The following is a 14,218-nucleotide window of genomic DNA, read 5'->3' as shown; positions in this document are numbered from 1 at the left end:
TACTATGAGCGTCATGATACTTAATGCATCTTGAGGTGACTTGGGTATCGTTGTGCTCTGAGTGCTACAGCGCTTCCTTCCAAATCGCACACGGCTGAATGTCAACGCGTTGCAATTTACGCTGGTCGCTTTCTGCCGCGCGTTTGGTGGCGTATGGGCCAAGCACCACGCGATACCAACCGGATCCTTCGCTGGGGAGGATTATCTGACTGGCCAAGCCTTGAAACGCAATATCTAACTTACGCGCTTCGGCATCGCCAGGCCGTTTAAACGCGCCACATTGCAAAATGTATGGAATTTTGGAGACTTCAAGCTCTTTGGCTTCCACCACAATTTCACGCTCGGGCAGTGTCTTGGGGTATTCCCATTTTTCTTCCGGCGGTGGAGGCAACGTCTCTGTTTTGGCAGGTTTGCTTGGTGCGGTCGGCTGAGTCACAACTTCTGGCGTTTGTGGGGCAGGGCTGCTATTGAGCCAATAAAGAAAAGAACCAAAACCGCCGACGAGCACGATAGCCGCCACTAAGCTGCGCCAATGCTTACGACGAGGAGTATTTTTTGTGCTGGTTTTGCTTTTCGCAGAGCGAGCTGAAGAGGGTTTTGCTGCGCCTTTTCCGCGTCTTACATAATCTCGGTTTGCCACTGGGTCATGCTTGGATTAACAAAGGTAGTAGCATGTTAAAACAAAGCGGTGAGGGAAAATAGTACCCTCACCGCATTTCGTTTTCGTTAGGCCGCAACTTTCCAAATATCGAACGGCAATTCGCTTTAAAGGAACATTCGTTTTAAAGGAACTTAGCGCAGTGGCGGTGGCGCGGTGCTGCCGCGCACCATCAGTTTGGTGTCCAGCAGTCGCGAGCCAGAATGAATATCATGGCCTTTGAGCAGCTCAAGCATCATTAGCATCGCTTGGCGACCAATTTCATAGCGTGGCTGAGCGATGGTGGTCAATGGTGGATCGCAATATTGGGCAAATTGAATATTATCAAAGCCAATGACGGAGAGATCCCCAGGCACGCGAAACCCAAGTTTCTTGGCTTCTTGAATCGCGCCAATGGCCATCGCATCATTATGACAAAAGATGGCGGTGGGCGGCTCAGGCTGTGTCAGTAGGGTTCGCACGGCATTGGCGCCACCATCAAAACTGAAATCGGCTTCAATCGCGTAGCTTGGCGTCATAGTAATGCCCGCGCGGCGCAGCGCTTGCTGATAGCCTTGCTGACGAAATTGGCATAAAGGCGCATGCGATGGTCCCGAGATTTGACCAATGCGTTTATGCCCTAGTTGAGTCAGATAGTTTACCGCTTCAAACGCCGATGTCAGGTTATCAATGTGGACCGTTGGCAATTCAAGCTCGGGTGCAAACTCACACGCCATCACCATAGGCGGCAGGTTTTTCTGCTCAGATTTACTGATATCAAAAGGAATATCGGTGCCAAGCAGTAATAAGCCATCTGCTTGCTTAGTGAAGACTAAATTAATAAACGAGTTTTCACGTTGGCTTTGCTGAGCGCCGTCGCCAAGTAGCACCAAATAGCCATTTTCCATTGCAGCGTCTTCGATGCCGCGAATGATCTCGCTAAAATACGGATCGCAGATGTCTGGGACCATAGTGACAATGGTTTTTGACTCGTTGCGGCGCAAGTTACGAGCGAGCGAATTGGGTGAATAGCCCGCCTCTAAAACTGCGTCCTCAACGCGTTTGCGTGTCGATGCTGAAACTTTCTCAGGATTCATCAGCGCCCGTGATACGGTTGCCGTCGAAACCCCTGCCAGTTGGGCAACATCTTTCATTGTCGCCATACTCTTCCCCTTCTTGAGTTGCCGATGTGAACGTGGTGAAACCCAAACTGTTACCACCTTGGCGATCAGTAAGGAGAATCAATTTAGCGATCAATCATCCATCTAAATGATTGTTGGTTACTTTTTGACTGCTTTTAATAGTCTATTGATTTCGTATACAAATGTTACGGGTTATTTAACAAAATTCACATATTTATCGTGATCTACTGCACATTGCGAAGCCATGCTGTGAAAATGATTATCTTAATCTTGGCGCGCTCTGATCACACGCTTTAACTTAAATCTTGTGGCTCAATATCCAATCCCCAGCGGACTTTGTTGGCTTGAGGCAGCAGTTCAATGGCCGGTTTTGCACTGGCGAGCAGCTTTTGCAGCGTACTGCGACTTTGGCTTTGAAGTAGCAATTGCCAGCGAAACTTGCCCGCCCGTTTGGCTAACGGCGCAGGTGTCGGCCCAAGCACTAAACAGCTGTTATCAAACAGTGGGTTAGCTTCTAAGGTAGCACGGACCTGGCGCAAAAACTGCTCCGCGCTGTCACTGTGATTGGCTTCAGCGCGAATGAGGGTCAAAAAGCTAAACGGCGGCAGTTGGGCGATTTTTCGCTCCATCAGCGCACCACGAGCAAAGTCATCGTAACCTTTGGTTAACAAGGCTTGTAGCAGCGTGTGCTCAGGATGGTGAGTCTGCAAAATGACCTCGCCCGGCTTACTGGCGCGCCCTGCGCGACCAGCAACTTGAATGAATAACTGAGCAAGGCGCTCTTGAGCGCGAAAGTCACTGCTGTAGAGCGAGCCATCGACATCGAGCAGCGCCACCAGTGTGACATCGGGAAAATGGTGGCCCTTGGCCAGCATCTGAGTGCCGATTAATATTTTATACTGCCCTTGGCGAATCGCTCCGAGCGCTTGCTCTAGGCTGCCTTTGCGGCGAGTGCTATCACGGTCAATGCGAATCGAGGGGTACTCAGGAAATAGCGAGGCAAGTTGCAACTCTAGCTGTTCCGTGCCAACGCCGACGGTGACCAATTGTGTTGAGCCACACCCTTGGCACTGATGAATAATCGGGTATTGCGAGCCACAGTGGTGACAGCGCATTTCACTGCTGTGCTGGTGGAAAGTGTAATAGGCATCGCAGCGCTTGCATTCGGCAATCCAACCACATTCGTGGCACATCAAGGCGGGGGAAAATCCACGACGGTTTAAAAACAGCATCACTTGATTGCCCGCCGTTAAGTGGCGGCGCATTTCCGCAATCAGCGGCGCGGAAAGTCCACCTTCAAGATAAAGGCCTTTGATATCCAGTACGCGGTTGGTCGTTGGACGCGCATTGCCCGCACGGGCGGTTAAATGCAGATGATGATATTTACCCGTCTGTGCGTTGTGCAGCGTTTCCAGCGCAGGGGTGGCAGAGCCCAGCACAATCGGAATGTTCTCTTTGTTGGCGCGCATCACCGCCACATCGCGTGCGTGATAACGTAGACTGTCTTGCTGCTTGTAGGAGCTGTCGTGCTCTTCATCCACAATAATGATGCCAAGGTTGGCAAATGGCGTTAGGAGCGCCGAGCGCGTTCCAATCACAATCCCTGCCGCATTATCGCGCGCACTGAGCCACGCATTCAGTCGCTCGGTATCGTTTAGCCCAGAGTGAATTACCGTTACCGGCACATTAAAGCGGCGCGTAAATCGGTTGATGGTTTGCGGCGTTAAGCCAATTTCAGGCACTAAGATCAGCGCTTGGCGCCCTTTGGCTAAAATCGGTGTTAATAGGTTGAGATAGACTTCGGTTTTTCCCGAGCCGGTAACCCCTTCCAGCAAATAGCAGCCAAATTCAGGCTTGGCATTGACAGTGGCAATCGCCACCGCTTGCTCGGCGTTAATTTTGAGTTTGTCATCGCCGTTTTCTAAGTCCTCAGGCGTTGCTGCCCAATCGCAAGGCGCGGCCTTTTTGTCTTGTGCTTCAATCCAGCCTTTGTCACTTAGCGCATTTAATACCGAACTGCTGATGTCATGCTCGAGCAGCATTTGATGGGGCAGAGCACCATTAGCCAGCAGGTGCATCACTTTGGCCTGTTTTACCGCGCGCTTATCAAAGCCCGCCATAAGTTGATTGCGTCCCGCTTCCGTCAATTGCCATTCGCGCAGGGTGGAAAAGTCTGCTGGCTTGCCTTTGCGTAGCGCACTTGGTAGCGCGCCATGCAGAGTTTCACCAAGGGGATAATGGTAAAAACGCGCGCACCACTGCAGCAGTTCATACAGGGGCGTTGGCCAGAGCGGAGAATCATCAAGTACCGCTTTTAACGGTTTGAGCTGATGTGATTGCAGCTCACTTTTGGCACTTAGCGCGGTGATGATCCCCACCAAGGTTTGGCGACCAAAAGGAACCGAAACACGCGCGCCAATCACTGGAAAGCAGCCGTTTGGGATCAGGTAATCAAACTGTTTATCCAGCGGCACGGGCAGTGCCACGCGAGCAATCGTCGGGCGCATAATAAAAGTAAGGTCAATGAAACGAATCACAGTCTAACCGCAACCACAGGCACAAGGCTAGCGTGTCGCAGCAGTGGCGAAAAAAGTATCAGTTTTTTGCGCAAATGGCTTGCGTCAAGCTAAGGGATTCTTTATTATTCGCCGCCTTGAGATAGGGTTTAGCTGAAAAGTTAAACGGTATCACAATCTTATTATTCATTACGTGTGGTGTGCGGCATCGATTCGTATAGCGACACGGCCTACTATTGAGGTAATCCCATGAAAACTGGTATCCATCCAGAATACAAAGCAGTAACTGCAACTTGTTCTTGCGGTAACACATTCGAATTCCGTTCTACTCTAGGTAAAGAGTCAATCCACCTAGACGTATGTGACAAGTGCCACCCATTCTACACTGGTAAGCAACGTATCGTTGATACTGGCGGCCGTGTTGATCGCTTCAACAAGCGCTTCGGTGCACTTTCAAGCAAGAAATAATTTTTGCTTAAAGTTAAAAAGGATGCTTCGGCATCCTTTTTTGCGTTTGGGCTATTTCATTGTTAGCCAAAGGCGTTGATTAGTCACTCATCGAACGCTTCAAACTCAATGCCCATCGCCGTCATCAAGGCTTTTGCTTCGGTTGGTATATCGTCGGGACGGTCTTTACGCAGATCTTCGTCGGTAGGCAGCGGTTGCCCCGTATAAGCATGCAAAAATGCTTCGCACAGTAGCTCGCTGTTAGTTGCATGGCGTAGGTTATTTATTTGACGACGGGTACGTTCATCGGTCAACACTTTTAGCACCTTGAGTGGAATTGATACGGTGATCTTTTTTACTTGCTCGCTTTTTTTTCCATGCTCTGCGTACGGACTAATGTAGTCGCCATTCCAGTCAGCCATTGCGCACCTTTAAAATACGGATTAAGAATTGAAATTGAATTGGGCTAATTTTAGCTGGATTTACCGCCATAAGCAAAGACATGTAGACGTCTAGATTTCTTGACGGCCTGTTTTTCAATCGGTAAAGTGGGTGGCAACGCACTGCGCATCAGGATGATGTTGTCAGACAGTGACACCGAATGAGAAGGATACGCTTATGAGCACTCGCAAGCCAGTAACGATTGCCGTTAGAACCGGCATTGAATCTGACACTCAATATCAAGCCGTTGTTCCCCCTATTTACCTTTCGACCAATTATGGCTTTGCCAAGTTTGGCGAAGTGCCGCAATTTGATTACACCCGCTCGGGCAATCCTAATCGTTCTTTATTGGAGTCAGCGTTGGCTGAGCTGGAAGGCGGCGCAGGCGCGGTAGTCACCAATTGTGGTACCTCGGCAATCAACTTATGGGCAAGTGCGTTTTTATCGCCGAATGATTGGCTGGTTGCCCCACACGATTGCTATGGCGGTACATATCGCCTGTTCAATAGCCGAGCGCAAAAAGGGGATTTTAAGGTTCGTTTTGTCGATCAAAGTGATGAAGCCGCGTGGCAAGATGCGCTGGCGTTAAAACCGAAATTGGTGCTACTTGAAACGCCATCAAACCCGCTAGTGCGCGTGGTGGATATTGAAAAAGCGTGCCGTCAGGCTCATGAAGCGGGCGCCTTGGTGGCGGTTGATAACACTTTCTTGACCCCTATCTACCAGCAGCCACTGGCGTTAGGCGCTGATTTTGTCATTCATTCCACCACCAAATATCTCAATGGTCACTCTGATGTGATAGGCGGCGTGGTGATATGCCAAGATCCGCAACATCATGAGAGCCTAGCGTGGTGGGGCAACTGTCTTGGCGCGACGGGCACTCCTTTTGATAGCTATTTAACCTTGCGCGGCCTACGCACTCTTGGCGCGAGAATGCGCGCCCATGAAGAGAGCGCGAATGTGATATTGCACTATCTTGAGCAGCAGCCTCGCGTTGGCACGATTTATCACCCGAGCTTACCAAGCCACCCAGGTCATGAGATTGCTCTGCGCCAGCAGCAAGGGTTTGGCGCCATGCTCAGTTTTGAATTTAATGGCAGCTTTGAGGCGCTAAAAGCATTCGTGAATCACTTGACGCTCTTTTCTTTGGCAGAATCACTCGGCGGCGTCGAAAGTCTGATTTGTCATCCTGCCTCAATGACTCACCGCGCTATGGGTGAAGAGGCCTTAGCGAAGGCTGGGGTGAGTAATCAATTGGTAAGGCTGTCGATTGGTCTTGAAGACAGCGCCGATCTGCTGGCTGATTTAACGCATGCGTTTCATCAAGTTGAGGGGATTGCCTAATGCCTCGGCCAAAACAGTTACACAAATTTGGTGGCTCTTTGCTGGCAACGCCGGAATGTTACCGTCATGCGGTGCAAATTTTGGCTCAATATTCAAAACCAGGCGATCTAGTGGTGGTGTCAGCTGCGGGAAAAACCACCAATCAGCTCATCACGTTTTTGCACGGTTTAACCAAAGATGGCCGTTTAGCGCATGAAGCGCTGATGACGTTACGCCAATTTCAACTCGAACTGTTGGAATCGCTGCTCGATGGTGAACGATTGACTCGGCTGCGAGGCTTGCTCACCGATGAATTTAGCACGCTTGCCAGCCTTACCGCGCCACTGAGCGACGCAGAAAAAGCGGCGGTGATGGGGCATGGTGAACTTTGGTCGGCACGTTTGCTTGCCGAGCTGTTATCGCAGCGTGACATGGCGGCGGTTGCGCAGGACGCGCGTCAGTTTTTACGCGCGCAGGCTGGAACGCTGCCACAAGTCAATCAAGCGCTCTCTTACCCATTGCTGCACAGTGTGTTGCAGCATCATCAAAACAAACGGTTGGTGATCACCGGCTTTATGGCGCAAGGTGATAACGGTGAAACCGTGCTGCTTGGCCGCAATGGCTCGGATTATTCTGCAACCGTGATTGGCGCGCTCGCTGGGGTTGAACGCGTCACCATTTGGGGCGATGTTGCTGGCGTGTACAGTGCCGATCCTCATTGGGTTGAAGAGGCGTGCTTGTTACCACTACTGCGTCTTGATGAAGCGAGCGAGTTAGCCCGTTTAGCCGCGCCTGTTTTGCATAACCGAACCTTACAACCAGTGGCGCAAAGCGCGATTGAGTTAAGACTGCGCAGCGTGGCTCAGCCAGAATCTGGCTCGACACGGATTGAGCGGATTTTAGCCTCGGGGCGCGGCGCCAAAATTGTCACCTCACTTGATGAGGTGCAACTGATCCAATTGACGTTTGGCTCTGAGCAGAATTATGCACGCCAAGAGCATGAGGTGCTGACACTGCTTGAGCGTGCTCAGCTCTCACCATTGGCGTTTGACCCTCATCCTGATCAGTCGCGTTTGCGACTGGCCTACACCAGTGAATTAGCCGCCGGCGTGTTCCGTTACTTGCAAGAGCTAGGCTTGACGGCAGAGCTGCGTTTGCAGCAGGGCTACAGTTTGGTGGCAGCGGTTGGCTCTGGCGTGACGGACAATGCGCACCACTGCCATGCGTTTTATCAGCAGTTGAAATCGTCGCCGGTGGAATTTATTGCCCCTAGTGGCTCAGGTCTTAGTGTGGTGGCGATTTTGCGTCAAACGCCACTGCCAGCGCTGATGGAACGGCTGCATACTCAGCTGTTTCGCGCGCAAAAACGCATTGCGATAGCGCTATGTGGTAAGGGCAATATTGGTTCGGCGTGGCTAACGCTGTTTGATGAGCAAAAAGCCGAGCTGGAAAAGCGCCACGGTTTGGCGTTTGAGCTGGTGATGGTGGTTGATAGCGAAAAGCGCTGGTTTGATCCTTCGGGTATCGACCCTAAAGTGGTCGCGAGTCAATTTGAGCGGCAAAGCCAAAATAAAGAGGGTTACCGCTGGCTTGATACATTGGCCAGTTTGGACGAGTTTGATGAAACCGTGGTGCTTGATCTTACCGCAAGCAAAACGCTCACCGATCACTATGTCACGATTGCCGACTTAGGCATGCACTTAATTTCGGCCAATAAAATCGCAGGTTCAGCCAGCTCACAGCAATATGAGCGAGTGCAGTCTGCCTTTGCCAAAGTCGGTGGGGAGTGGCTCTATAATGCGACGGTGGGCGCAGGATTGCCAATCAACCATACGTTGCGCGATTTGCGTCAAAGTGGCGATGAGGTGGTGGCCATTTCAGGCATTTTCTCCGGCACGTTATCCTGGCTGTTTCAGCAGTTTGATGGTCAAGTACCGTTTCATGAATTGATTGATTTGGCGTGGCAGCAAGGACTGACCGAGCCGGATCCGCGTAATGATCTTGATGGCTCCGATGTGATGCGTAAGCTGGTGATTTTGGCCCGCGAAGCGGGGCTAAAGCTTGAACCTCATCAGGTCAAAATCGAGTCCTTGGTGCCTGAGGCATTGAGCGCCTTGTCGCTCGATGATTTCTTCGATAATGCCTCGCAGCTCAGTCAGGCGCTGCAAGAACGGCTCGAACATGCCAAAAAACGCGGTTTGGTGCTGCGTTATGTCGCGCGTCTCGACAAATCCGGCAGTGCGACAGTGGGAATTGAGGCGCTCTCACCTCATCATGCGCTCGCCAACTTACTGCCGTGCGATAACATTTTTGCAGTTGAAAGCCGCTGGTATAAAGAAAATCCGTTGGTGATCCGCGGGCCGGGGGCGGGTCGTGTGGTGACCGCAGGCGCGATTTTATCTGATCTAAATCGAATTGGTGCGCGATTAAGTCGCAGTTAAAACCTTTTAATACAACGATATGGCGTTATCTGGCTTCGCGCGAGATGACGCCATTGCCCTCAGCAAAAAGAAAGCAACATATTAGGGTTTGTTGAATCTCTTTCATTATCAACTTGAAAATAATTCATCTTCACTTGGTTGACATTTAAGCTTATTCACGACATTCTTTGGACATATAGACGTCCAAACGCCGAATCAAACGACGCTTTCGGTAAGAATTCAAGGAGCGAAATCATGGGCTATAGTCACGCCAGTCATATCGACGCACTCAATCAAAGTATCGCCGAGCTTTCCAACGATATTAATGTCTCATTTGAGTTCTTTCCGCCAAGCAACGAAAAAATGGAACAAACGCTGTGGAATTCGGTGCACCGACTCAAAACACTCAAGCCTAAATTTGTCTCTGTGACTTATGGCGCCAATTCCGGTGAGCGTGATCGCACTCATTCGATCATCAAAGAGATCAAATCGGCGACAGGTTTGGTTGCCGCGCCACATTTAACTTGTATTGACGCCTCTCGCGCTGAACTTATCGCGATTGCAGAAGATTATTGGCAAAACGGGATCAAGAATATTGTGGCGCTGCGTGGCGACATTCCTCCTCACGGTGGCGCGCCTGAGATGTACGCCTCGGATTTGGTTGAGCTGTTAAAATCGCGTCACGACTTTGACATTTCGGTGGCGGCGTTTCCCGAAGTGCACCCTGAGGCCAAAAGCGCGCAAGCGGACTTGTTGAATTTAAAACGCAAAGTGGAAGCCGGAGCAAACCGCGCGATCACCCAGTTCTTTTTTGATGTTGAGTCCTACCTACGTTTTCGCGATCGCTGTGTGGCCGCGGGCATTGAGGTTGAGATTGTCCCGGGCATTTTACCGGTGTCGAACTTCAAACAGGCTTCGCGTTTTGCGGCGCAAAACCAAGTTAAAGTGCCCGGCTGGATGAGCAAGCAGTTTGCGGGTTTGGATGAAGATCCAGTAACACGTCAGTTAGTCGGCGCCAGCCATGCGATTGATATGGTTCGCGTACTAAGTCGAGAAGGGGTGAAAGATTTCCACTTTTATACCCTAAACCGCGCTGAAATGACTTACGCGCTGTGCCACACCCTCGGTGTGCGGCCAGAAGTGGGCGTGTTGAGCTGAGATTGAAAACAAAAAGGTCTGGTAATAAAACCAGACCTTTTTTGATCAAGGTTGCGCAGTTTCAAGCGCGTGATTTTCGCACGCGCTGGGCGCTAGCGCATTTGATTAAGTTCGCTCACAACCTCTTCGGCCCACTCAACCCATGCCTGACGCATAGCGAGGTTACGGCGCAGAGTGAGTCTCTCCAGGCGCGCTTGTTTGTTCAGGCTGCTTGGATTGGGGTAATACTCTGCTTCAATCTCTTTATAGTGTGCGACGAGCTTACGCGATTCCACAATCAAGTCGGCCAGTTGGTCATGAAACGGCGTACTCGGGAGTACTGCGCACGCCATCAACTTCGCAGAGAATTCGTCACGCACCGTTGGGTGGGCTGTTGGCTGTTCAAACCATTCACCCAATGCGCTACGGCCAGCGTCAGTGATGGAATAAACCTTACGATCCGGTTTGCCCTCTTGTGGCTCTAACACACAAGTTACCAGTGCATTTTCCGCCATTTTATTGAGCTCGCGGTAAACTTGCTGATGGCTCGCTTTCCAAAAATAGCCAATACTGGCAGAGAACTCTTTGGTTATGTCGTAGCCGGTCGCATCGCGAGTGCTAAGTACCGTTAAAATTACGTGTGGTAGTGACATGTCTTTAATCCAAAATTTGGTCAATAACTTAATTGGCAGCGAACATAAAACAGGTGCTCTTTTTGGCACTTTTTTATTGGTAAAGTTCAAAGCTGGGCTTATCACTTTGCTCGTCATTCTCCGAACTTGACTGCCAGAACGGTAAACCGACGAGTGCTTAAAACGGCAATGGCGCATTCTCCTTGCAAGGCGCAAATGGTTTGTCACATCACTTTGCGGTTGCTCGTTTTAAGCGAGTTTGACCGACTGACGCAAAAATAGCGCTCCAGTGCTGGTCGTTGTGTTTTCACTGCCACCCCATTAGGGGCTGTCACCTTATAAAGCCGTGTATCACCTATCGATGAGGGGGACCCCTCGAGCTATAAGTTTGATAATTGTTGGAGTGCAACTTATAGCAGATTTTTCACTTTAAAAGAATAAGCACAGCATCGAATAGTAGTGTGCGAATACTTGATAAAACTCATAAAAAACTCAGCAATGAGATTACTCTATGTTCAATTTTCAAGAAAGTGAAAAAAATGTCTTATCTTAGAGTAAAACGATGATTAATCCATAGATTAAATGTGCGGTTGATGTGACTTTTGATTGATTTTGAAAATAAAAGGCACTGAATCCTCAGTGCCTTAAGTGTGGTTATGTCGATTTTAAATCGAGTTAGCCTGTATTACGCATTCCCGCAGCAATCCCTGCGATAGTTACCATCAGTGCTTCTTCAAGCTCTTCAGCACTTTCGTCGTTTTGACGAGTACGATAAAGCAATTCCGCTTGCAGCATGTTGAGTGGCTCAACATAGATGTTACGCATGCTAATTGACTCAAAGCCCCAAGGGTCGCTTTGCATCAAGTTTTCGTTATTTTCCACGGTCAGCACGACTTTGATGTCTTTGAGTAGTTGCTCGCGCAGTTCATCACCAAGGTGAATCAGCGATGGCTCAACCAGACGTTCATCGTAGTAACGAGAGATCTCGATATTGCACTTGAGGTAAACCATCTCCAGCATCCCCAAACGTGTCGAGAAGAAAGGCCATTCACGGCACATCTCTTCCAAAAGCGCCTGGTTGCCTTGGTCAAGTGAGCGCTGAATCGCTTCGCCTGCGCCTAGCCAAGCGGGGAGGACAAGACGGTTCTGACTCCACGAAAAAATCCATGGAATAGCGCGAAGGCTTTCAACGCCGCCGTTCGGGTTACGTTTGGCAGGGCGAGAACCCAAAGGCAATTTACCCAATTCCATTTCTGGTGTGGCTTGGCGGAAATAAGGCACGAAATCCGGCTCGCCACGCACCACTTTGCGATAAGCCTCGCAGCTGATAGCCGAAAGCTGTTCCATTTGCGCGCGCCATTCCTGTTTGGGCTCTGGCGGTGGCAGAAGGTTTGCTTCCAAAATGGCGCTGGCGTACATATTGAAGCTGCTGACCGCCACTTCAGGTAAGCCCAGTTTAAAGCGGATCATCTCACCTTGTTCAGTGACGCGTAGGCCACCTTTCAAGCTTTGTGGTGGCTGAGATAATAAGGCGGCGTGAGCTGGCGCGCCGCCGCGACCGATGGTGCCCCCGCGGCCATGGAATAGGGTCAGTTCCACCCCTTCTTCTTCAGCAATGCGAACCAAAGATTCCATCGCGTGGTATTGCGCCCAACCAGCGGCCATAACGCCAGCGTCTTTGGCTGAATCCGAATAGCCAATCATCACCATTTGACGGTTCTGAATGAAGCCGCGATACAGGTCGATGCTCATCAGCTGCTGAATCACCGATTCCGCGTTGTTCAAATCTTCTAAGGTTTCAAACAGTGGGCAGACGTCCATACGGAATGGACAGCCTGCTTCTTGCAGCAAGAGGTGCACAGCGAGCACGTCGGAGGCAGTGCGCGCCATTGAAATCACATACGCACCAAACGCCGCACGGGGTTGAACTGCGATGATGCGACAAGTATCAAGCACTTCTTGCACTGGCGCTGACGGTTGCCAATCGCGAGGCAGTAGCGGGCGTTTTGACGCCAGTTCGTTGGTCAAAAACGAAATTTTGTCTTGTTCGCTCCACTGTTCGTAATCACCAATGCCCAAGTGGCGCGTCAATTCAGAGAGCGCTTCAGCGTGGCGCGTACTCTCTTGGCGAATATCAAGGCGCACGAGGTGAATACCAAATGCTTTGACGCGGCGCAGAGTATCGAGCAATGAACCTTCGGCAATAATGCCCATACCACATTCACGCAGTGAGCGGTAACAGGCGTAAAGCGGCTCCCAAAGTTGTTCCACGGTTTGCAACGGCGCTTTGACCGCTAACTTTTGGCCGTGAACCTTGGCATCTAAGATCTCTTTGGTCTCAGTCAGTAGTGCGCGCAGTGGTTTTAAGATCGCGCGATACGGTTCGTGTTCATCATCGCCAGCAAGCGCACGAACTTCATCGTTACACTGAGTCATGGACAGTTCACTGACCAGCTCATTGATGTCGTTGAGATAAAGTTCGGCCGCCTTACTGCGTGAGAGCAGCAACACTTCACGGGTCACAGAGTGCGTCACAAACGGGTTACCGTCGCGGTCGCCACCCATCCAAGAAGAGAAGTGCACCGGGCGAGCGTCAATGGGTAAGCCTTCGCCGAGATACCCTTTTAGGCGGCCATCAAGCTCACGTAAAAATTCTGGCACCGCTTCCCACAGCGAGTTTTCGACGACCGCGTAACCCCATTTTGCCTCATCAAGTGGCGTAGGGCGCTGCTTACGAATCACGTCCGAGTGCCAGCTTTGTGCGATTAACTGCTCGAGACGACGCTCGGTTTTGGCGCGTTCGCGCGCAGAAAGATCGGTCAGGTCAAGTTTTGACAAGCATTCGTTGATTTTGACCAGTTTGTTGATCATGGTGCGGCGCGTAATTTCGGTTGGGTGCGCGGTGAGCACCAATTCGATGTTGAGATCGCGAATCGCTTGCGCCGTATCAAGTTTGCTGATTTGGTTGTCACTTAACTTAGCAAACAGGCTGTTGATGGCATCGGGCTCACACACATGATCATCACAATGGCGTGAGATGGTGTGGTATTGCTCTGCGATGTTCGTCAGATTAAGAAATTGGTTAAACGCACGCGCTACGGGCGTGAGTTGCTCATCAGGAAGGTTCTGGATCTCCTCGATAAGTTTACTGCGATCGCTTGAGTCGCCCGAACGCGCTGATTTTGACAGCTTACGAATCGTTTCGACCTTCGCCAGAATCTCGTCCCCATGCGCTTCTTGGATCGTGTTACCTAATAGGTGACCCAGCATGTTGACATTGCTTCGTAACGGAGCGTATTTCTCATTCATTGTCATCCTGCCTTGTAAGTTTGTTACATCCGTTGTTCCAGGTAGGCAGACAATCTAGCGAATATCACAGCTCCTCGTCAAATGGCACGTAAAGACTTTGGCAAAATTTGAACTATATCCTGATTTAGAGCAAGGCTTTATAAAAGTGTTGCGCAAGGTGAAAGTTTGTTACAGATAGTGGGGCTCCATGAAAAAGAACGCGCAAATCTGACTA

At 50.5% G+C, this 14,218-nt stretch carries 10 protein-coding genes; 4 read left to right on the top strand and 6 right to left on the bottom strand.

All coding sequences use genetic code 11. From position 1 onward, the window contains the following. Positions 1–64 precede the first annotated feature (64 nt). The 3 genes from HGP28_RS11425 to priA all read right to left on the bottom strand — a co-directional run bounded on the left by HGP28_RS11425 (position 65) and on the right by priA (position 4,286). Complete coding sequence (locus HGP28_RS11425; RefSeq protein WP_168836599.1) at positions 65–640, bottom strand: SPOR domain-containing protein; 576 nt, start codon at positions 638–640, stop codon at positions 65–67. A 152-nt stretch (positions 641–792) separates the two neighbouring features. Next, positions 793–1,857 carry a DNA-binding transcriptional regulator CytR gene (gene cytR / locus HGP28_RS11420; protein WP_343033871.1) on the bottom strand — a complete coding sequence of 355 codons (1,065 nt, stop codon included), beginning with the start codon at positions 1,855–1,857 and terminating at the stop codon, positions 793–795. 215 nt (positions 1,858–2,072) lie between these two features. After that, on the bottom strand, positions 2,073–4,286 hold the full coding sequence (gene priA, locus HGP28_RS11415; RefSeq protein WP_168836714.1) for a primosomal protein N': 2,214 nt from the start codon (positions 4,284–4,286) through the stop codon (positions 2,073–2,075). A 258-nt stretch (positions 4,287–4,544) separates the two neighbouring features. Between priA and rpmE the strand changes: the two genes are divergently transcribed. Further along, positions 4,545–4,763: a 50S ribosomal protein L31 gene (gene rpmE, locus HGP28_RS11410; RefSeq protein ID WP_168836597.1), complete on the top strand. Its 219-nt coding sequence runs from the start codon at positions 4,545–4,547 to the stop codon at positions 4,761–4,763. Positions 4,764–4,846: 83 nt separating this feature from the next. Here the strand turns inward: rpmE and metJ are convergent, their stop codons facing one another. Further along, the gene (gene metJ / locus HGP28_RS11405) at positions 4,847–5,164 is read right to left on the bottom strand and encodes a met regulon transcriptional regulator MetJ (RefSeq protein WP_168836596.1); all 318 of its coding nucleotides are present in this window, start codon (positions 5,162–5,164) and stop codon (positions 4,847–4,849) included. A 196-nt stretch (positions 5,165–5,360) separates the two neighbouring features. Between metJ and HGP28_RS11400 the strand changes: the two genes are divergently transcribed. The 3 genes from HGP28_RS11400 to metF all read left to right on the top strand — a co-directional run bounded on the left by HGP28_RS11400 (position 5,361) and on the right by metF (position 10,084). Further along, the gene (locus tag HGP28_RS11400; RefSeq protein ID WP_168836595.1) at positions 5,361–6,527 is read left to right on the top strand and encodes an O-succinylhomoserine (thiol)-lyase; all 1,167 of its coding nucleotides are present in this window, start codon (positions 5,361–5,363) and stop codon (positions 6,525–6,527) included. Further along, entirely contained in the window at positions 6,527–8,947 is a 2,421-nt protein-coding gene (locus HGP28_RS11395; protein ID WP_168836594.1) for a bifunctional aspartate kinase/homoserine dehydrogenase II, read from the top strand. Before HGP28_RS11400 ends, HGP28_RS11395 begins: the two co-directional genes overlap by 1 nt. A gap of 234 nt (positions 8,948–9,181) precedes the next feature. Continuing rightward, positions 9,182–10,084, top strand: coding sequence for a methylenetetrahydrofolate reductase (gene metF, locus HGP28_RS11390; RefSeq protein WP_168836593.1), 903 nt, complete (start codon positions 9,182–9,184; stop codon positions 10,082–10,084). Between the two features lie 92 nt (positions 10,085–10,176). Here the strand turns inward: metF and HGP28_RS11385 are convergent, their stop codons facing one another. Then, positions 10,177–10,716 carry a PadR family transcriptional regulator gene (locus tag HGP28_RS11385; protein ID WP_168836592.1) on the bottom strand — a complete coding sequence of 180 codons (540 nt, stop codon included), beginning with the start codon at positions 10,714–10,716 and terminating at the stop codon, positions 10,177–10,179. A gap of 654 nt (positions 10,717–11,370) precedes the next feature. After that, positions 11,371–14,004, bottom strand: a complete 2,634-nt coding sequence (ppc, locus tag HGP28_RS11380; protein WP_168836591.1) for a phosphoenolpyruvate carboxylase — start codon at positions 14,002–14,004, stop codon at positions 11,371–11,373. Positions 14,005–14,218 lie beyond the last annotated feature (214 nt).

The sequence above is a fragment of the Vibrio agarilyticus genome, assembly GCF_012641465.1.
GTDB classification, from domain to species: domain Bacteria; phylum Pseudomonadota; class Gammaproteobacteria; order Enterobacterales; family Vibrionaceae; genus Vibrio; species Vibrio agarilyticus.
This window is presented reverse-complemented; position numbering and strand designations above follow the sequence as displayed.

Excerpts from the sequence above, each read along its gene's own strand:
- metF (WP_168836593.1), top strand. The coding sequence starts at position 9,182 with ATGGGCTATAGTCACGCCAGTCATATCGACGCACTCAATCAAAGTATC.
- rpmE (WP_168836597.1), top strand. The coding sequence starts at position 4,545 with ATGAAAACTGGTATCCATCCAGAATACAAAGCAGTAACTGCAACTTGT.
- HGP28_RS11395 (WP_168836594.1), top strand. The coding sequence starts at position 6,527 with ATGCCTCGGCCAAAACAGTTACACAAATTTGGTGGCTCTTTGCTGGCA.
- HGP28_RS11385 (WP_168836592.1), bottom strand. The coding sequence starts at position 10,716 with ATGTCACTACCACACGTAATTTTAACGGTACTTAGCACTCGCGATGCG.
- HGP28_RS11400 (WP_168836595.1), top strand. The coding sequence starts at position 5,361 with ATGAGCACTCGCAAGCCAGTAACGATTGCCGTTAGAACCGGCATTGAA.
- metJ (WP_168836596.1), bottom strand. The coding sequence starts at position 5,164 with ATGGCTGACTGGAATGGCGACTACATTAGTCCGTACGCAGAGCATGGA.
- priA (WP_168836714.1), bottom strand. The coding sequence starts at position 4,286 with ATGCGCCCGACGATTGCTCGCGTGGCACTGCCCGTGCCGCTGGATAAA.
- ppc (WP_168836591.1), bottom strand. The coding sequence starts at position 14,004 with ATGAATGAGAAATACGCTCCGTTACGAAGCAATGTCAACATGCTGGGT.